General features: G+C 48.0%; 19 protein-coding genes. 12 read left to right on the top strand and 7 right to left on the bottom strand.

Annotation, left to right across the window (positions count from 1 at the left end; all coding sequences use genetic code 11):
* Positions 1-109: 109 nt before the first annotated feature.
* Positions 110-778 (bottom strand): DEAD/DEAH box helicase family protein, encoded by a 669-nt coding sequence (locus HUX64_RS16730; RefSeq protein WP_281355349.1) that lies wholly within the window; start codon positions 776-778, stop codon positions 110-112.
* A 477-nt stretch (positions 779-1,255) separates the two neighbouring features.
* Here HUX64_RS16730 and HUX64_RS16725 point away from each other — a divergent pair, with 477 nt between their 5' ends.
* The 12 genes from HUX64_RS16725 (at position 1,256) to HUX64_RS16670 (ending at position 13,060) form a co-directional block, all read left to right on the top strand.
* Entirely contained in the window at positions 1,256-1,618 is a 363-nt protein-coding gene (locus HUX64_RS16725; protein ID WP_174627351.1) for a response regulator, read from the top strand.
* 58 nt (positions 1,619-1,676) lie between these two features.
* Positions 1,677-3,764: a chemotaxis protein CheA gene (locus HUX64_RS16720; protein WP_246247094.1), complete on the top strand. Its 2,088-nt coding sequence runs from the start codon at positions 1,677-1,679 to the stop codon at positions 3,762-3,764.
* Positions 3,765-3,769: 5 nt separating this feature from the next.
* Entirely contained in the window at positions 3,770-4,285 is a 516-nt protein-coding gene (locus HUX64_RS16715) for a chemotaxis protein CheW (protein WP_174627349.1), read from the top strand.
* Positions 4,286-4,324: 39 nt separating this feature from the next.
* The gene (locus tag HUX64_RS16710; RefSeq protein ID WP_174627348.1) at positions 4,325-6,667 is read left to right on the top strand and encodes a methyl-accepting chemotaxis protein; all 2,343 of its coding nucleotides are present in this window, start codon (positions 4,325-4,327) and stop codon (positions 6,665-6,667) included.
* Between the two features lie 43 nt (positions 6,668-6,710).
* Positions 6,711-7,199, top strand: a complete 489-nt coding sequence (locus HUX64_RS16705) for a chemotaxis protein CheW (protein WP_174627347.1) — start codon at positions 6,711-6,713, stop codon at positions 7,197-7,199.
* A 4-nt stretch (positions 7,200-7,203) separates the two neighbouring features.
* On the top strand, positions 7,204-7,971 hold the full coding sequence (locus HUX64_RS16700) for a ParA family protein (protein WP_174627346.1): 768 nt from the start codon (positions 7,204-7,206) through the stop codon (positions 7,969-7,971).
* Positions 7,958-8,428 (top strand): STAS domain-containing protein, encoded by a 471-nt coding sequence (locus HUX64_RS16695; protein ID WP_174627345.1) that lies wholly within the window; start codon positions 7,958-7,960, stop codon positions 8,426-8,428. The genes HUX64_RS16700 and HUX64_RS16695 overlap by 14 nt, the downstream gene beginning before the upstream one ends.
* 34 nt (positions 8,429-8,462) lie before the next feature.
* A complete protein-coding gene (locus HUX64_RS16690) occupies positions 8,463-9,299 on the top strand; it encodes a CheR family methyltransferase (RefSeq protein WP_174627344.1) in 837 nt (278 codons plus the stop codon).
* Positions 9,300-9,305: 6 nt separating this feature from the next.
* Positions 9,306-9,944: a chemoreceptor glutamine deamidase CheD gene (gene cheD, locus HUX64_RS16685; RefSeq protein WP_174627343.1), complete on the top strand. Its 639-nt coding sequence runs from the start codon at positions 9,306-9,308 to the stop codon at positions 9,942-9,944.
* Positions 9,945-9,953: 9 nt separating this feature from the next.
* A complete protein-coding gene (locus HUX64_RS16680) occupies positions 9,954-11,072 on the top strand; it encodes a protein-glutamate methylesterase/protein-glutamine glutaminase (protein WP_174627342.1) in 1,119 nt (372 codons plus the stop codon).
* Between the two features lie 608 nt (positions 11,073-11,680).
* Positions 11,681-12,289 (top strand): chemotaxis protein, encoded by a 609-nt coding sequence (locus HUX64_RS16675; protein ID WP_174627341.1) that lies wholly within the window; start codon positions 11,681-11,683, stop codon positions 12,287-12,289.
* A 36-nt stretch (positions 12,290-12,325) separates the two neighbouring features.
* Positions 12,326-13,060, top strand: a complete 735-nt coding sequence (locus HUX64_RS16670; RefSeq protein ID WP_174627340.1) for an oxygen-binding di-iron domain-containing protein — start codon at positions 12,326-12,328, stop codon at positions 13,058-13,060.
* Between the two features lie 182 nt (positions 13,061-13,242).
* Here the strand turns inward: HUX64_RS16670 and HUX64_RS16665 are convergent, their stop codons facing one another.
* The 6 genes from HUX64_RS16665 to HUX64_RS16645 all read right to left on the bottom strand — a co-directional run bounded on the left by HUX64_RS16665 (position 13,243) and on the right by HUX64_RS16645 (position 17,892).
* On the bottom strand, positions 13,243-13,887 hold the full coding sequence (locus HUX64_RS16665) for a class I SAM-dependent methyltransferase (protein WP_246247093.1): 645 nt from the start codon (positions 13,885-13,887) through the stop codon (positions 13,243-13,245).
* Positions 13,820-14,038 (bottom strand): class I SAM-dependent methyltransferase, encoded by a 219-nt coding sequence (locus HUX64_RS19895; protein ID WP_246247092.1) that lies wholly within the window; start codon positions 14,036-14,038, stop codon positions 13,820-13,822. The genes HUX64_RS16665 and HUX64_RS19895 overlap by 68 nt, the downstream gene beginning before the upstream one ends.
* A 104-nt stretch (positions 14,039-14,142) precedes the next feature.
* A complete protein-coding gene (arsB, locus tag HUX64_RS16660) occupies positions 14,143-15,165 on the bottom strand; it encodes an ACR3 family arsenite efflux transporter (RefSeq protein ID WP_246247095.1) in 1,023 nt (340 codons plus the stop codon).
* Between the two features lie 148 nt (positions 15,166-15,313).
* Positions 15,314-17,086, bottom strand: coding sequence for an arsenical pump-driving ATPase (gene arsA / locus HUX64_RS16655; RefSeq protein WP_281355348.1), 1,773 nt, complete (start codon positions 17,084-17,086; stop codon positions 15,314-15,316).
* A 22-nt stretch (positions 17,087-17,108) separates the two neighbouring features.
* Positions 17,109-17,474 (bottom strand): arsenite efflux transporter metallochaperone ArsD, encoded by a 366-nt coding sequence (arsD, locus tag HUX64_RS16650; RefSeq protein WP_174627338.1) that lies wholly within the window; start codon positions 17,472-17,474, stop codon positions 17,109-17,111.
* A 34-nt stretch (positions 17,475-17,508) separates the two neighbouring features.
* Positions 17,509-17,892 (bottom strand): arsenate reductase ArsC, encoded by a 384-nt coding sequence (locus HUX64_RS16645; protein ID WP_246247091.1) that lies wholly within the window; start codon positions 17,890-17,892, stop codon positions 17,509-17,511.
* Positions 17,893-18,043 lie beyond the last annotated feature (151 nt).

Below are 18,043 nucleotides of genomic sequence, written 5' to 3'. Positions count from 1 at the left end.
CGGCACTATCCAGTTCTTCCACAGTGAGTCGATCCGATACCTTTAAGGCGACGTGAGACATAGCATTTCTCCGGAAACTCAACCCTATTCAACTTAGACTCCGGAGATTTCATAAGATTCGTATAAGATGCTCATGGAAGTAGTATGACTGCTCGATAAGCGTAGTGTTTTTTACGAAAAATTTGTCCATACTGAGAAAAAGTACTGTACGCTCATCCGTGAACACGGCTGGGTATAACTTACCTATCCATTGAAAATCTCTGTTGTTTTTGATTTCCGAAAGACGCGCAGATTTGGTTTTAAATTCCTTGTAAAGCACTTCTGTAACAAATTTTCGGAATGCGGGCTCTAGCTCCCGCTTGATTTCAGAAGCAAAAATATCTTTTACAGCAGGAAGCTGATTTTTTTGATTTAAAGTTTCAATGTAAGATTTAAGACGGCTGTATTTGGAAGTTTTAAAGCTGTCGGGAATTTCGCTATCTACCGATACCAGGTTTTTAACTATCGAGTCGGCATTGGAATCGATAAATAGTACATTTTTTTCAAATTCATTAATTTTTCCATCTTTCTCAAAACGATTCCTTAGTTCTGATATGGGGAGGTTTTTTTTCAGATTTGTGATAAACAGAATTTTACGGCCTTGTGCAGAAAACTCCTGGTAATGCTCATATATAAAATTAAGAACATTGTAAGTCTTACCGAAGCCGGTAGGCATGCTCAAAAGTAACAAGCCGTTGCTATGTTCCGATAAACAGTAATGCTCAAGAATTTTCCGCATTGGTTTCTTTCCTTAATTTAAATTAATTTTTAATGGGGCCTGGAAATAAGGGCAATTGTGCAAAATATTTTAAAATATAACGGATCTTACGTAGCCGACTCTGAATTTGGTTATATGGCAAGAGGATGAAAAAAACAAAAGAAGAGGTCTTGTAATTAAGCAGATTGAACAGCATAGAATGAATAATAGAAAATTTAACTCTGCTGCAATCTTTTAATGCCCATCCACCTTGGACATTGCTTTTTCATACACCACCCTTTCGCTATCCAAATTTATCCTGAAAATCTGTCGCTGGATGCTTATTTCAGAGTGAGCTTGTCGTGTTCATAGCGGTATCTGTTCAGCGTTTGAAGTGAATACCCGATTGGATAGACCAGTACAGCACAAAAAAATAATTAAACTATACTTGAAAAACTGTGAAGGCAGCATTCACGCCTGTGATTTTGCTTTTAAAACCTGAATTTAATGGAGAAAACAGTGGCAAGCATTCTTGCAGTTGACGACTCAGCTTCAATGCGGAAGATGGTTACATTTACTTTAAAAAGTGCCGGGTACGAGGTTGAAGAAGCCGTGGATGGTGTTGATGCTTTAATCAAAGCACAATCCAGACTGTTCGATTGCATTGTTACCGATGTCAATATGCCAAACAAGGACGGCATTACCTTGATCAGGAATTTGCGTTCGTTGCCTGATTATAAATATATCCCCATGCTGATGCTGACGACCGAATCGGGAGTGGAAAAGAAGCAACAGGGTAAAGCGGCGGGTGCGACCGGGTGGATTGTCAAACCTTTTGATCCTGATCAGTTATTAAAAACCCTCAAGAAGGTTTTGGGCTAAGTGTCAGCCTTTGTTTCGATAAATTCAGGAATATACAGGTAAGGCTTTGTCGATTGACATGTCACAATTCCAGCAGGTTTTTTTCGAAGAATGTTTCGAAGGCCTGGAAGCCATGGAATCAGGATTGCTAAATCTTGATATAGGGAATATTGATTCAGAAGTAATCAATACCATTTTCAGGGGAGCTCATTCAATTAAAGGCGGCAGCGGTACCTTTGGATTTTTCGGCGTTGCTGATTTCACGCATGTAATGGAAACCCTGCTTGATGAAATGCGGGATGGGCGCAGAAAAGTGACGCAAACTGCCATTGATGTGTTGCTGGGATCAGTTGATTGTCTCAGGGAGATGCTGACCTCGATACAGCATGAGCAAAATGTTGAAGAGATCAGCGTAGCCAAATACAAACAGGCTTTGGAAATTGAGCTTTATGGCGCTGCCGGGGTAAGAGCATCGACGCTGCCGAGTGAAAATAATTCAAAAAAAGAAAAAGCTGAAGTAAAAATTTTATCAGACGATAAAGCTGTTGAATTAAGTCAGCAAGGCTGGAAAATTGCTTTTTGCCCTTATCTGGATTTGCTTAAAACCGGCAATGATCCGGTAAGAATGTTTAGGGAACTAGCTGAGCTCGGGGAATTGATAACGCTGGCGAATGTTCAGGATGTGCCTGGTTTTTATGAGCTGGATCCCGAAGAATGCAATATAGCCTGGGATTTAAAAGTGCTGGGAGAGAGTCCCTTGGCAGAAATAAAGGAGATATTTAATTGGGTTGAAGGTGATTGCGAGCTGGATATTCAGCCGCTGGTTGTTAAATCTGCAAAACCCGCCCTGGTTGTAAATAAAGCGGCCGATGCCGAGCCTGTAATAACACTGGCCGATAAGCCGGCATCCGCGCCGGGCATTAATGCCGATATAATCCCCGACACCCCGGCGACTGTTCCTCAGCACAAGCGTGAGGAAACAAAGTCTGCTATCAAAGCCTCAAGTTCCATCAGGGTGGATACGGCAAAAATTGATGCTCTAATCAATATGGTAGGCGAAGTGGTCATAACCCAGTCCATGCTGGGTTTGGTAGGCGAGAATTTTGCCATGGAAAAGGTAGGCCAGCTTAAAAAAGGACTTGCCCAACTGGAACGGCACACGCGCGACTTGCAGCAGGGCGTCATGAATATAAGGATGCTGCCGATCAGCTTCGTGTTTAGCCGTTTTCCGCGTTTAGTACATGACATCAGCACTAAATTGGGCAAAAAAATCGAGTTGAAACTGGTCGGCGAACAGACTGAAGTCGATAAGGCTGTTGTTGAACTGATCAATGATCCCTTGGTTCATTTGATAAGAAACAGTCTCGATCACGGCATAGAAATGCCGGCAGAGCGGATAGCCGCCGGCAAACCGGAAACCGGCACCATAGAGCTCAAGGCTTATCACCGCGGCGGTCATATTGTTATAGAAATTACTGATGACGGCCATGGCCTGGATAAAAAGAAGCTGATTGCAAAAGCCGTAGAAAAAGGCTTGATCGAGGAAAACAGCATTTTTACCGATAAACAGGCTTTTGAATTGATCTTTATGCCGGGTTTTTCAACCGCTGAGCAGCTTACTGATATTTCCGGACGCGGCGTAGGAATGGATGTCGTCAGGAAAAACATTCAATCTTTGGGCGGCAACATAGAAATAATTTCGGAGCTCGGTAAAGGCACCACCATCGCCATCCATCTGCCGTTAACCTTGGCAATTCTGGATGGCCAATCAGTTGCAGTAGGGGATGAAACCTATATTGTGCCCCTGGTCTCGATTATCGAGTCCATCAATATTACTGAAAAAATGCTAAACAAGGTTGCCGGGAAAGGTGAAACCTTTCGTTTACGCAATCAATACATTCCCATCATCAGGATGCATGAGATTTTTAATGTGCGGTCTGTAAATAGAGAAAAAACCACCGAAGGCATCCTTGTCATCGTTGAGGGACAGGGAATTTTGTGCGGTTTATTGGTTGATGATTTACTGGGCCAGCAGCAGGTAGTCATTAAATCCCTGGAAGCCAATTACCGGCGCATAGAAGGAGTGTCCGGAGCCACCATTCTGGGCGATGGTTCAGTGGCGCTCATTCTTGATGTGCCGGGTTTGATGCGTTTTTCAAACCGGTAACATCCATGATAAAAGAAGCCAAACCTACAGCTGGTGATAACTATCATCACAACCAGCAGATGGATAATGCTGTGCAGTATCTGAGTTTTACCTTAGGCAAGGAAGAATATGGCGTCGATATTCTGCGCGTACAGGAAATACGCAGTTGGGAGCCCGTTTCAAGGATACCGAATGTGCCGTCTTATGAAAAAGGCGTAGTCAACTTGCGCGGCTCCATTGTGCCTATTATCGATTTGAGGGAAAAGTTCAAGCTCAAAATTGCTGAATATACGCCGTTGACTGTAGTTGTCGTATTGCAAACCGGGGATAGTAACAAAATGCGGACAATGGGGGTGGTGGTTGACACGGTTTCAGATGTCATCAGCGTGGATAAAACCCTGATTCAAAATGCCCCGGACTTCGGCGCCAAAGTCAGCAATGAATTAATTAACGGACTGATATCGGTTAATGAACGGATGGTCATGCTGCTGGATGTGGACAAGCTGCTCAAGTTAGAGGTTCTGGATCAAAATGACAGTTAAGAATTATTGGCTGATAGCTTAAGTTTGGGGTGAGATAGTATGAAAATCAATATGCCTGTAACTGATAAGGAAGTCCTGATGAAAAAGGGTTCATTACTGGTTTCCCGAACGGATTTGAAAGGACATATCACTTATGCAAATGATGCATTTGTTGAAATCAGCGGCTTCAGCCGTGACGAACTGATTGGCGCAAGCCATAATATTGTTCGACATCCTGATATGCCGCCGGCTGCATTCGAGGATTTATGGGCAACCTTAAAAGAACTTAGACCCTGGACTGCCGCGATAAAAAACCGGACTAAATCCGGCGATTATTACTGGGTAGACGTCAATGTAATGCCGGTATTCAAGAATGGCAAAGTCCATGAATATCTTTCTGTTCGAGGCGTGCCCAAGCGCGAGCAGATTGAGAAAGCTGAAGCATTATACAAAAAGCTTAACGCCAATAAGGCGAAAATGAAACCTGCGGGTTTAGCCGCAGTGATTAAATCAATCAGGGGAATTGCCCTCTGGAAAAAACAGGCCTTGGCATTAACAGCTTTTCTGGCGCCAATTTTCTTCCTCATGTACCTCTTATTTCAGGCTCAGGAGTACATGGCCTTAACGGTAGTGGCGCTATCGGCCATAGCGGCATCGGCTATTAGCATAAGTTTAACCCGAATTCTTAATCATACATTGGACAACACTATTGGCATTTTTTATCGGCTAGCCGAGAAAAAGTTTGGCAATTCCATTGATTTAAGCCGGAATGATCTGGTTGGGGATTTTTATAGAGGTTTGTATTCCATGGAGGTCAATTTGAGTCTGGATTTGGCCGAATCCAGGCAAGTCGCTTCCCAAGCTTTAAGGATTAACCAGGCGCTGGATAATGTTCAATCGTCTGTGTTTGTACTCAATTCCGGTTTTGAAATTATCTACATGAACCGGTCTATCCAGCAAATGTTCAAAAATGTGGAAAATAATTTTCGTAAGCAATTGCCGGATTTCAATGCCGATAAGCTGATAGGCGCTACTATAGATGTTTTCCAGCAGCCTGAACTGCAACGCGGCAGGCTGGAAAAATTAAACAGTTTGCTTCATACCGATCAGCTTATTGGCAATCGGCATATGAGCATTGATCTTAATCCCGTGATTGATAACAGCGGCGAACGCCTCGGTTTTGTTGCCGAATGGCGGGACAGAACCGAAGAGGTTCAAATAGAGCAGGAGATCGAAGCTCTGGTAGCGCGCATTAAAGGCGGGGAGCTCGGTAAACGCATCAATACAAGCGCTCAGCAGGGCTTTCTTAAAGCGCTTGGCATGGGAATTAATGAACTGACGGATGTGATTGAACGAGTGTTTAACGACATTAACCGGGTGATGGAAGCTATGGCGGGCGGCGATTTGACCAGCGCAATCAATAATGAATACGAGGGTGTATATGCGCAATGCAAGCATAACATTAATGACACCATGGCAAAGTTTAGTGAATTTATTACTCAAATCAGGGATGCGGCTAATTTTATAGATGAGTCATCCCAAGAAATCGCCAGCGGCAACAATAATCTTTCACATCGGGCTGAACAGCAGGCTTCAAACCTGGAAGAGACCGCGGCCAGCATGGAAGAGCTGACCAGCATCGTTAAAAATAATGCCGACAATGCCCATCAGGCTAATGAAGTGGCGAATTCAGCAAAACTCAAAGCTGAAAAGGGCGGCGATGTGGTTAATTCAGCCACTGCAGCCATGCAGGAAATCAATGATAGCAGCAATAAAATTGCTGAAATTATCAGTGTTATTGATGAAATCGCCTTCCAGACCAATCTTCTGGCATTGAATGCCTCCGTTGAAGCCGCCAGAGCCGGAGAACAAGGTCGCGGATTTTCGGTAGTAGCGACGGAAGTGCGCAATCTGGCGCAGCGCAGTGCAAACGCCGCCAAGCAAAGCAGTGAATTGATCCAGAATAGTGTGCAAAAGGTCCGGGCAGGAACAGAGTTTGTCAATGAAACAGGCGCAGCACTTAACGACATTGTCGGCAGCGTGATCAAAGTAAGTGAGTTCGTAGCCCAGATTGCAGCAGCAAGCGCCGAACAATCGGCCGGTATTGAGCAGGTCAATCAGGCTGTTGCTCAACTGGATGATATTACTCAACAAAATGCTGCTTTGGCAGAACAGGCCGCAGCCGGCAGCATTTCCATGAGCGAGCAATCCACCAATATGGCCAATTTGCTCAATTTTTTTAAAGTCAATGCTAAGGTAAGTCCCCGCCCCAATCCTGCAAAAGCCCAAAAGCCTGAGCCTAATAAGCTTCAGAATGCGCCACTAAAAACCGTAAAGCGACCCGAAACAAGAGCTTTCACTCAGGATTTGGCAAGCGCAGATAATGAATGGGAAGAGTTTTAATGGCGATGGTAAAGCAATGCTGCAAACCCGGAAGATTTAAAAAATGACAGGCAATAAGCCGGGGAAGAATCAGATAGAACAATTTCTTACCTTTCAACTGGCCGGGGAAGCCTATGGTGTCGAGATTTTAAAAGTCCAGGAAATTCGGGGCTGGGAAGCTGCGCGCGTAATACCTGGCGCACCGGATTTTATTAAAGGAATTTTAAATCTGCGCGGCGCTGTTGTACCGATAGTGGACTTACGCGAACGATTTTCCCTGGCACATAGCGAATATTCTGCAAAGACGGTTGTTATTGTGCTCTGTGTTGAACATGACTCAAGCTCTTTTGTAATGGGCATAGTCGCCGATGCCGTATCTGATGTGCTGGACATCAATGGGGAAGACATAAAAAAGACTCCGCATTTCGGTGCAAAAATTAATACCGATTACATACGCGGCCTGCATGTTTACAAGGGAAAGATGATTATGCTGCTGGATGTGGACAAATTGCTCAACCCGGATGAGGTTGGGAATATCGATAATCTGGGGTGAAAAAGTGAAAGTCATCGCAATAATTAACCAGAAAGGCGGCGTTGGCAAAACCACTACCTCAGTTAATTTATGCCATGCCCTGGCAGAAGCCGGGAAAAAAGTTACAGCCATCGATCTTGATCCTCAGGGACATTTAGCCGTTTCCTTGGGAGTTCGCTTGCAACAGCAGGGCGGAATTGATGAGGCGATGTTGAAAGAAAAAAACATTAGACAGCAAATTATAGCCGTTAGAAATAATCTGCAATTGATTCCCTCAGGGCCGAAACTCAAGGAAATCGAACAACTGACTGAAAGCCGCAGCCCGCGGGGTCTTTTGCTAAAGAATGCCTTGCAGGGAAACCTCAATGATCAGGACTTCGTTTTTATTGATTGCCCCCCCTCAGCAGGATTGCTGATTGCGAACGCATTAATAGCAACCGATGAAATTTTAATACCCATGACCAGCGATTTTCTGGCCTTGCAGGGACTGTCTCATCTAATGGGGACGGTTAAAAGATTTGAAAAGTCCTTGCAGAAAAAATACAAGGCATTATTAGTGATGTCCCGCTATGCCCCAACCAGAAGAATATCAAGTCAGGTATTAAGCAGCCTCCTAGCATATTTTCCGGGCCAGGTATTAGCGACAATTATCAGAGAGGCGGCCGTATTGGCCGAGTGTCCAAGTTTTGGCAAGACCATTTTGGAATACAGTCCGAAAAGCCGTTCCGCAAGTGATTTTCGCAGCCTTGCCAACGACTTTCTTGAAGGCAGGGTGATGCATGAGAGCAAATGATAAAAATAATTTAATCGGTTACGATCCGCTTGCCTGGCTGGATGAAGCCGGCAGCGAGATAAAGGATCAAGCGGAAATTCAAATTATGCCCGATGATGGAGCTGAAGAACAACCGGGCCTTTCTGACGATGAGGCAATTTCAGGTACTCGAAATTTGAAAGAAGATACAGGAAATACTGCAATTGATTCAATAATTAATCTAGAAGCCAACTTAACCATTCAGAAGGTGCTCAAGCTGCATGAAAAATTGAAAAATTCCCTGACCGCCAACGATACCGTGATAATCAATGCAGCTGAGGTGGCATCCATAGATACGGCCTCCTTGCAATTATTCGTCGCCCTGAAGAAGACCGCAGTCAAGCTGCAAAAAGAAATTGTTTTTGCAGCGCCATCACGCCGATTTATAGACTCGGCCGCCTTGCTGGGTTTACTGGAAGTGCTCGATGTTAATGGGTAATGGTTTACTGACTGAAATGAACACAGTGTAGCGTATGGCAGTGCAGGAGAAAGAGCGTGAATTTAAATTTACCGTGGAGGATTTCAATTTTTTAAGAAAGCTGTCTAATGATTATTCAGGCATTCAGGTGCCTGATGAGCGCTTCGACATGTTTTACTCAAGGCTGTCCAAACGGCTAAGAAAGCTTGGACTCGCACATTTTAAGGAATATTGCCACTATCTTGAAACTCACCCTGATGAAGAATTTACTGAGTTCATCAATGCCATAACTACCAATTTAACGTCTTTTTTTAGAGAAAATCATCACTTTGATTACCTTCAGGCTGTGGTCATTCCCGAACTGTTAGTCAGAAATAAGAGCTCGCGCAAAATCAGAGCCTGGTCGGCCGGCTGCTCCACCGGCGAAGAGCCCTATTCGACAGCGATAACTTTGATGGAAAATGTACCGGCTGACTGGGATATTAAAATTTTAGCAACCGATCTTGATACGAATGTTTTACAGACCGGAGTAAATGGCATTTATGCCGCAGAACGCGTTACCGGCATTTCTGAGGACAGGCTTAAGAAGTGGTTTATGCGCGGTAAATCTGCGCAATCAGGCCACGTGAAAATAAGGCCTCAATTGCAGCAAGTCATTGAGTTTAAAAGACTGAACCTGATGAAAGCATGGCCTATGAAATGCCGTTTTGACTTTATCTTTTGCCGCAACGTGTTGATTTACTTTGATCGCGATACCAAAGCCATGCTGGCAAAACGCTATGCGCAGATGCTGAATGATGGCGGATGGTTATTTATTGGTCATTCAGAGTCATTAACCCAGCTTTCAACTGAGTTTGAATTGGTTGCAAGCACCAGTTACCGGAAAAAGTAATCTCCAATGAGCTCTGATAATGATATTAGCCGCCCCTCAGTCGAGGGTTTTGCTCATATCAATCGCTACTGGGACAAGCAGAATGAAATTATTGCCGCGAAGATTTTACCCGGTGAATATTATGTAACCAGGGAAAATGAATTGATTTCGACAGTGTTAGGATCGTGCGTATCGGCCTGCATTCGCGATAGGGATTTGCGGATTGGCGGCATGAATCATTTTATGTTGCCAGAGACCAGTGCCGACAAACTGAAACAAGGCAATGAAGCTATTGTCGGCAATGCGAACCGCTATGGAAATTACGCCATGGAGCATTTAATTAATACTATACTGAGCAACGGCGGCAAAAGAAAAAATCTGGAGATAAAGGTGTTCGGGGGCGGAAAAATTATTCCCACATTAACTGATGTAGGCATCAAAAATATTGAGTTTGTCCTGAACTATATTGATGCAGAAGGATTGAAATTAATATCCCAAGACTTAGGCGATGTTTATCCCAGGAAAATAGCTTTTTTTCCTGCAAGCGGGAAAGTCCGGATGAAAAAAATCCGGGCGTTGCATAATGAGACGATTATTCAAAGGGAGAGACGGTATTTTGACACCATTAAAAATGCACCTGTTGAAGGTGATGTTGAGCTTTTTTAAGTGCATGGCATGAATAAAATACGGGTATTGATTATTGATGATTCGCTGTTAATCAGAAAAATGCTGACGGATATCCTGAATTCATCATCAACTATTGAAGTACTGGGTTCTGCGGCCGACCCTCTTATTGCCAGAGCTATGATCAAGCAATTAAACCCCGACGTGTTGACCCTGGATATTGAAATGCCGCATATGGATGGCCTAACCTTTTTACGAAACCTGATGCGTTTGCGGCCAACGCCGGTTGTGATGATTTCGACTCTCACCGAACAAGGCGCGGAAGCTACTTTAAAGGCGCTGGCCCTGGGCGCTGTCGACTTTATACCAAAGCCAAAAGTTGACAGTAATCATAGGCTTGATGAGTATGCTGAAGAAATAATCGCCAAGGTAAAAATAGCAGCGCGGGCTAATGTAAAAAACGCTGAAAATAGTCTAGTCAAAAGCCTGGATTTTGGGGCGACAAAATCTGCTGTTTTCGCCCGCCCCGCGGTTGATGGTATTTTAAAAAGGGCCTTCTTAAAAAAACAGGCTAATTCCCATCACAGGATTATTGCAATAGGCGCTTCAACGGGCGGTACGGAAGCCGTCAAAACGGTGGCTAGAGGCTTGCCCGCCGATACCCCGGCTGTTTTTATAACCCAGCATCTACCGGCTGCATTCAGCGAATCATTCGTCCGGCATATTGACCTGACAACGCAAATGTCGGCCGGCATTCCTCAGCATAACCAGCCGGTTGAAGCAGGCCATATTTATCTTGCTCCCGGTGACCGGCACATGATGGTAGTCAAAGACGGTGGAAAATATGTTATTCAGTTAAGTGACGACCTGCCTGTAAACCGGCATAAACCGGCAGTGGATGTGTTGTTTCGCTCAATAGCTCACAGTGCAGGCGCTGATGCCATCGGCGTCCTGTTAACCGGAATGGGTACAGATGGGGCAAGTGGCCTGCAAGAAATGCATGCTGCCGGCGCAAAAACGGTGATACAGGATGAGCCGTCCAGCGTGGTTTGGGGTATGCCCGGCGCTGCCTTTAAACTGGGCTGCGCCGATTATATTGTGCCATTAGCAGAGGTTGCCAATAAAATTTTAACTCTGCTCGGGCAAGGCAGTATATGCAAACCGGTTTAGCTGTGCCGGGCCTTATCTTGTTACCCATTCTCTGACTGAACAGTGTTTTTCGATACGGTCTTTAGTTCTGTTGAACCGCATGCATGCTTTTCAAATAGCTATTATGCAGTCACCCGTAAATCACTTCATTAGGGATGAGCAAAACCATATTGCTCACCACACGAGCTATTTGCTGTTGCGAAAATATGCAACTAATTGCTTATTTAAAATATTTCGGTTTTTAGTATTATTGCCTTACTCATGAGATGTTATATTCTTTATAAATACATAAGCCCAGGCGACTGCTATACCAAAAACACCAGTAAGAATAATATCTATAATCATAAGACGTTCCTATTAGTTAATTTACTTTATTTCATCGATTCATCAAGACTGCTCAATAATGAATCGTGTCAGTTCCTGGAAAGAACTTACAAATTATTAAGCCATTTCCATGCCAAAGTTATTAAATTAATAAGATGAGTGAAATCAAGCCTATAGTCAGAGCAAGGATAATTTGAAATAAAAGAAGAAAAGTCAGAGGTTGAAATAAACCGTTTCTACCCGGGTTATTTCAACTATATGCGATTATTGACGCTCCCGCGTTTTCTCGACTTGTATAATTAACTATGTCTAATCAAACCAAATCACAGTTTGTTGCAGTAGCCTCGATTACTTCAGAGTTAACCGCGGTCATGGTGGTAGCCAGGGAAATTTCCCTGGCTGCTGCCAATGCCAAGGCCATTGCATTTCGGGCGGGTGATAAAGCTAAAGGATTTCAGCCGATCACTGATTTTATTAATGAACTGGCTAAAGAGACCATAGAACTGGTCACCAATATTAACGTATCGGCCTTATTGTTATACCGGGTAACGGTCAATGAATATCGGCGAACCTCTGCCTATAATAAATTCCAACAGGCGGCAAAACTTGCGGATAATGCAGTCTATGCCAAATCCATGCAGGCGCCCGTGAATAATGCAAAACTCAGGATGGAGGAATGTCAGAGACAATTTAAACGCGATGTAGCCCTGCTTCTGGGCCAGCTTGAAACCGTCATGCATCATGCGCGGGCGGCGCGGGTAATTGCTGCCAATTCAAGGATTGAAGCCTCGCAAGCCGGCGAATATTTGCAAAGCCTGCAGGCAGTTGCCGAAAGCGTGGATAAAGCCGCGCATACCATTCATGATAATGTGCAGCGCTGCAGAAGGGCATTATCTGTCTATCGTAATAACTGAAGTTAAAATAAATAACTGTGGAGACTTTGTTTTTTCATGAAAATGATCAAAATATACGAAGGATCGCATCAATGGATAATGTTTGGCCGCGATGAAGGCAAGCCTGACAAATTGATTGATACCAATCAATATGCCGTATGCACAGCCAACCGCTGCCTGCTTTTGGAACCCGGAGGCGTAGAGACGTTTGCTCCGATGATGGCGGCGTTATTGCATTTTACGCGCGTGGAACAAATAACCGACTTGTTTGCTTCAAATCCGGATCCTGATGTTATTTCATCGCTGGGCTTATGGGATCAGGCCTTGACGAACGCCACCTTACATGCGCCTGCCATCTGGGAGAAATTTCTAAACCATTATGGCTGTGATTCGATAAGTTACGCGCCGATTGCCGATAACGGCGGAACAATCAAACTGGATTCCGTGGAACTGCAGCTTATACCCGCTCATTATCTGTATTCTCCGGGCAACTTTCATGTGTACGATCCGCAAGCCAAAATTCTGATGTCAGGGGATGTCGGCGCGGCTTTGGAATCGCCTGGGGCGCCTGTTTTTGTTGAAAATTTCGCTGCGCATATCGAAAAAATGCGCTTTTTCCACCAGCGCTTGATGCCTTCAAATCAGGCAAAAAGAGCCTGGATCGAGCGGGTAAGAAAACTGGATATTGATATTTTGGCTCCGCAGCACGGACGCATGTTCAGATGCGATGACGTGCAACGGTTTCTGGACTGGTTTGATGCGTTACAGGTAGGTGTAGCGGCTCACATTTGAATACGGCCGGGCTCGAAATTATCGCGATTTTAGGCTCAAATTAATTGCCCCTGAAAACCCGGCTCGGCTCAAAATAAATGCCACTGAGCTTGCATTTCATGAATATGGGCTCAAATTAAATGCAATCAAAATTCCTGGCTTCAGAGCCTTGGTATTCGACAAAGTCAAATCTCGAAGACCGCTTACTTGGCGCACACAGCGTAAATGACATTCGTGGCTATAGCTCTCACCTGATGTTCATCCAGATGCGCCATATTTTTTTCATGCACATAAGTTAAAGCTTCTGCATCAAGTTGCGCCAGCGTGCCACGATAGCCGCTGCCTATGGCAATGGCCCACCAGTCCTCCGGCGAAGTCAATGGCTGTGTGCCGGATTCGGCTATGATAGCGGCATTATATATGTCTGCCTCGGCGAGCATTTCCCGTAATCCGGACGGCTCCGAAATGCGCTCCCAAGGATTGAAACTCCGCTGCAGATCGGGGCGTACATCGGAAACGGCATCCCAGAAGGCGCCATTGGCCGGCTCAAAAAGGTCAGGGCCCCAGGTTGTGATAGCCAGACGACCGCCGGGTTTCCCCATGCGCCATAACTCTTTAACCGCCGCCACCATATCCGGCACGAAGAAGATGCCGAATACGCAGACCACGGCATCGAAGCCGGCGTCGGGATAGCCCAGATCCAGCATATCGGCGACCCGGAACTCGATGTTGTCAAGACCTCTGGTCTGTGCCTTTGCTTCAGCCAAGGCAATCGGGCGTTCAGCCAGATCGGCCGCCACCACCTGGCCATCGGGTCCAACTAGCTCGGCCGCTGCCAGAGCAGACATCCAGCACCTGCTCTCCCGGACGCAAACCAATGCGTTCAATCGTTTGCCGGCCAAAGCCGTGCCAGAAGGAACTGACGGGATGGTCAAAATAGTCGGCCGCCGCATTGTAGGTCATCGCCGCTTTGGCTTTGGCGGCTTCAAGTTCATTCATGGATGTCTCGCTTTTAAATAGTCGATGGTGTCACTATTGAAGTAGCAGGGATTAGTTTAACCTATCTCGGGCCTAGAGTTTCCACGTCGTCTGCCCGTACGCCACTAACCGGCCGGCAGGAAGTACTTTTTCCTGAAGTAAAGCGCCACGTTGACCAGGCCGATCAGCACCGGCACCTCCACCAACGGACCGATCACCGCCGCGAAGGCTTCGCCCGATTGCAGCCCGAACACCGCCACAGCCACGGCGATCACCAGCTCGAAGTTATTGCTGGCGGCCGTGAACGACAGCGTAGCGCTGATGCGATAGCCAGCACCGGCCTTGGCCGACATGTAAAACGTGACCAGGAACATAATGATGAAATAGATCACCAGCGGAACGGCGATGCGCAGCACGTCCAGCGGCAGCTGCACGATGTATTCGCCCTTCAGGGAGAACATGACCAGAATCGTGAACAGCAGGGCGATCAGGGTCATCGGGCTGGTTTTGGGAATGAATTTTTCCTCATACCATGCCCGGCCTTTTTGCCAGACCAGGATAAACCGGGTCAGCATGCCGGCGAAGAAAGGGATGCCTAAATAGATGAGCACGCTTTCGGCCACCTCCAGCATGGTAATCTTCACTTCCAACCCGGAGGCAATGCCCAGCCAATCCGGCAGAAGGGTGACGAAAAGATAGGCATAAACGGAAAAGAACAGCATCTGGAAAATGGAATTGAAGGCCACCAGGCCGGCGCAGTATTCTGTATCGCCATCAGCCAATTCGTTCCAGACCAGCACCATGGCAATACAGCGGGCCAGACCAATAATGATAAGTCCCACCATATAGCTGGGGTAGTCCCGGAGGAATATAATCGCCAGCGCGAACATCAGGATGGGGCCAATCACCCAGTTCTGGATCAGGGAAAGCGATAGCACCTTCAGGTCTTTGAAGACCATGGGCAGTTCCTCGTAGCGGACCTTGGCCAGCGGCGGATACATCATCAGGATGAGGCCGATAGCGATCGGGATGGAGGTCGTCCCCACCTGAAAACGGGTCAGCCACGTTGTGACTTCAGGAACGAAATTGCCCACGGCCACGCCACCCGCCATCGCCATGAAAATCCACAACGTCAGAAACCGGGCCATGAATCCCAATCGCTTCGGAGCCGCAGGCGGCGAGCTACTGCCGGGGCGAGTGTGAGACCGCCCTGAGGTATGAAGATCTTGCGTATTCATAAAGGTGCTCCTTAAGTTCTATAAATAGAATGATAGTTGTTTGACAGATGGGCGGAGATTAGTTTTTGCCGGTCAATTCCAGCAGGCGGTTGACACCTACCGGCTCTTCTTTCAGCAGCGGAACCACGGCATAACGCCGGGCATGACGGCTGGCCACGGCCTCGATCTCGCGTAGTTCATTGATGGCCCGCTGGCGCAGCAAGGGCGATTGGGCGGCAGCCGCAGCAACACTCATATTGATGATCCAGGCCCATGGCTCGATGCCGGCCCGGCGCAAGTCCTCCTGCAGGTTGGCGGCTTCCAGCCCCGGCGTGGTTTCGGCCAGCGTGGCGATCAGCACTTTCGTGCGCAGGGTATCCTGCAACTGCATCATCGGGGTGCTGTAATGCAGACCGGACTTGCCCATCTGACGTGTCACCTCTCGGTAATAGGCGCCGGTTGCATCGAGCAGCAGCAAGGTATGGCCGGTCGGCGCCGTATCCATGACCACGAATTGCTTGCCCGCCTCGCGGATGATGTGGGAAAAGGCCTGGAATACCGCAATCTCCTCGGTACAGGGCGAGCGCAGATCCTCTTCAAGCATGGCTAGGCCCTGTGCATCAAGCTTGGCACCTTTGGTCTTCAACACATGCTGGCGGTAGCGCTCGGTTTCCTGTTCGGGATCGATACGGCTGACGGTCAGATTGTCAAGCGCACCCTTCAGTGTTTCGGCCAGGTGAGCGGCCGGGTCAGAGGTCGTCAGATGCACCGGCAGGCCCCGATGCGCCAACTCCACAGCGACCGCGGCGGCCAGTGAGGTTTTTCCCACGCCGCCTTTACCCATCAACATCACGAGGCCATGGCCGTCTTGGGCAATGGCCTCGACCACTTGGGCAAGACTGGGCTTTTCCAGTGCGGCAGGAATATCCACCTGGACTTCTTCTAGTGAGGATGTGTCCACCAGCAGCTGGCGCAAGGGGTCTATGCCGACCAGATTGAAGGGTTTGAGCATGACTTCATCGCGCGGCAGGGCTCTCAAGGCGTCCGGCATCGCAGCCAGCGCAACGCACTCTCTTTCATGAATGGCGGCCGCTAAGGGATCTTTATCGGCTTCGGCAGGCGGCAGGATGCCGTTGATCACCAGGTATTGCTGTAACAAACCGATGGCGGCCAGTTCTTCATGCGTGCGAGCCACTTCGCGCAGGGTAGCCTGCTGGGCACGGGCCACCAGAATCAGCCGGGTGCGGGCTTCATCGGCCAGCGCCTCCACGGCCGCCCTGTATTGCGTCCGCTGCTTTTCGAGGCCAGCCAAGGGGCCCAGGCAGGACGCATCGCTCTTGCCGGCCTCCAGAAAGCCGCTCCAGGCACCGGGCAATTGCAGCAAGCGAATGGTATGACCGGTAGGCGCGGTATCGAAAATGATATGATCATAGTCGGCCGTCAGCGCCGATTTGGTCAGCAGCGCGGTAAATTCATCGAAGGCGGCAATTTCGGTCGTACAGGCGCCGGACAGTTGTTCTTCAATGCCTTTTACGGTCGCATCCGGCAAAACGCCGCGCACCGGGCCAACGATGCGGTCGCGGTAGGCCTGCGCCGCCGCTTGCGGGTCGATTTCGAGAGCGGCAAGCCCAGGCACACTGGTAATTGGGGTGATCTTGTTGCCGATGCTGATGCCAAACACCTGACCGACATTGGAGGCCGGATCGGTACTGACCAGCAGCACGCGCTGACCGGCTTCCGCCAGTTTTATCGCCGTGGCGCAGGCAATCGAAGTTTTGCCGACCCCGCCCTTGCCGGTAAAGAACAGGAAGCGCGGCGGTTTGTTGAGAAATTTCAGTTGCCTGTCAGTCATGGCGATCGCTCCAAATGGCGTGTTAACAGCAGCAACTACTGCCGCCGCAGCAGCCGCCAGCCGGTTTAATTTCAATCACGGGTTTGCTGATTCCGGCCCAGCGTGCCAGCTCAGTACGAGTGGGGTAACGGCCGGCCAAAGCCACTTCACCGTCGACCAGAATCAACGGTAAAGCTTCGGCGCCGGAGCGCTCAAGTAAATTTTTGACGACCGCGTTCTCGGCAAACGTCATGGGCTGCTGGGCAAGGTTGAAGCGTTCGACCTGTGCGCCTTGCTGTCTGGCCCACTCCACGTCAGCGGAAAAGTCCACTAACTGCTGGTCGACATCAACGCCACAGACACCGGTGCTGCAGCACCGGGCAGGATCAAATATTTGGATGGTTTTCATGGGTAGTCTCCACTCAATATTAAAATAACAGTTATTACAAAAGCGCGCCGATCCGGTCCAGTTCCGCTTTCAGGCGTGCCGGATCGTTTTGCAACGCTGCCAGCGGCAGCGCCAGAAAGGTTTCGATGCGGTGGCGCAAAATGCGATAGGCCCTCATAAAAGCCGCGTCTATTTCCGCGTCCGTACCAGTCGCATGGGCGGGGTCTTCCACGCCCCAATGGCTGCGCAGCGCCGGGCCCAGGTAAGCCGGGCAGGTTTCACCCGCCGCGCTGGCGCATACGGTAATGACGATATCCGGCGTCTGCGGCAGGTTGTCCCACGACTTGCTGTAATAGCCTTCAGTGGCGATGCCTTCGCGAGCCAGCAGCGCCAGCGAACGCGGATGCACCTGCCCGGTGGGCTTGCTGCCTGCGCTCATGCCCGTCCAGCCAGCCGGGGCTAGATTGTTAATCACCATGCAAAACTTACCAGGGAACCGGGGGAATCAACATTGAAAAGTTGCCACCCCGGTATTGTGCAATCATCCGGTTTTTTTGCCGGAGTTACCCTGGGTGTTATCAATGGAATTT

The organism is Candidatus Methylobacter favarea, from assembly GCF_902806695.1.
In the GTDB taxonomy this organism is placed as follows: Bacteria; Pseudomonadota; Gammaproteobacteria; order Methylococcales; family Methylomonadaceae; genus Methylobacter_B; species Methylobacter_B favarea.
The sequence above is the reverse complement of the archived record's forward strand: the minus strand, read 5'-3'. Positions and strand labels throughout refer to the sequence as shown.

Excerpts from the sequence above, each read along its gene's own strand:
- HUX64_RS16730 (WP_281355349.1), bottom strand. The coding sequence starts at position 778 with ATGCGGAAAATTCTTGAGCATTACTGTTTATCGGAACATAGCAACGGC.
- HUX64_RS16720 (WP_246247094.1), top strand. The coding sequence starts at position 1,677 with ATGTCACAATTCCAGCAGGTTTTTTTCGAAGAATGTTTCGAAGGCCTG.
- HUX64_RS16715 (WP_174627349.1), top strand. The coding sequence starts at position 3,770 with ATGATAAAAGAAGCCAAACCTACAGCTGGTGATAACTATCATCACAAC.
- HUX64_RS16710 (WP_174627348.1), top strand. The coding sequence starts at position 4,325 with ATGAAAATCAATATGCCTGTAACTGATAAGGAAGTCCTGATGAAAAAG.
- HUX64_RS16705 (WP_174627347.1), top strand. The coding sequence starts at position 6,711 with ATGACAGGCAATAAGCCGGGGAAGAATCAGATAGAACAATTTCTTACC.
- HUX64_RS16695 (WP_174627345.1), top strand. The coding sequence starts at position 7,958 with ATGAGAGCAAATGATAAAAATAATTTAATCGGTTACGATCCGCTTGCC.
- HUX64_RS16690 (WP_174627344.1), top strand. The coding sequence starts at position 8,463 with ATGGCAGTGCAGGAGAAAGAGCGTGAATTTAAATTTACCGTGGAGGAT.
- cheD (WP_174627343.1), top strand. The coding sequence starts at position 9,306 with ATGAGCTCTGATAATGATATTAGCCGCCCCTCAGTCGAGGGTTTTGCT.
- HUX64_RS16680 (WP_174627342.1), top strand. The coding sequence starts at position 9,954 with ATGAATAAAATACGGGTATTGATTATTGATGATTCGCTGTTAATCAGA.
- HUX64_RS16675 (WP_174627341.1), top strand. The coding sequence starts at position 11,681 with ATGTCTAATCAAACCAAATCACAGTTTGTTGCAGTAGCCTCGATTACT.
- HUX64_RS16670 (WP_174627340.1), top strand. The coding sequence starts at position 12,326 with ATGAAAATGATCAAAATATACGAAGGATCGCATCAATGGATAATGTTT.
- HUX64_RS16665 (WP_246247093.1), bottom strand. The coding sequence starts at position 13,887 with ATGTCTGCTCTGGCAGCGGCCGAGCTAGTTGGACCCGATGGCCAGGTG.
- HUX64_RS19895 (WP_246247092.1), bottom strand. The coding sequence starts at position 14,038 with ATGAATGAACTTGAAGCCGCCAAAGCCAAAGCGGCGATGACCTACAAT.
- arsB (WP_246247095.1), bottom strand. The coding sequence starts at position 15,165 with ATGGCCCGGTTTCTGACGTTGTGGATTTTCATGGCGATGGCGGGTGGC.
- arsA (WP_281355348.1), bottom strand. The coding sequence starts at position 17,086 with ATGACTGACAGGCAACTGAAATTTCTCAACAAACCGCCGCGCTTCCTG.
- arsD (WP_174627338.1), bottom strand. The coding sequence starts at position 17,474 with ATGAAAACCATCCAAATATTTGATCCTGCCCGGTGCTGCAGCACCGGT.
- HUX64_RS16645 (WP_246247091.1), bottom strand. The coding sequence starts at position 17,892 with ATGAGCGCAGGCAGCAAGCCCACCGGGCAGGTGCATCCGCGTTCGCTG.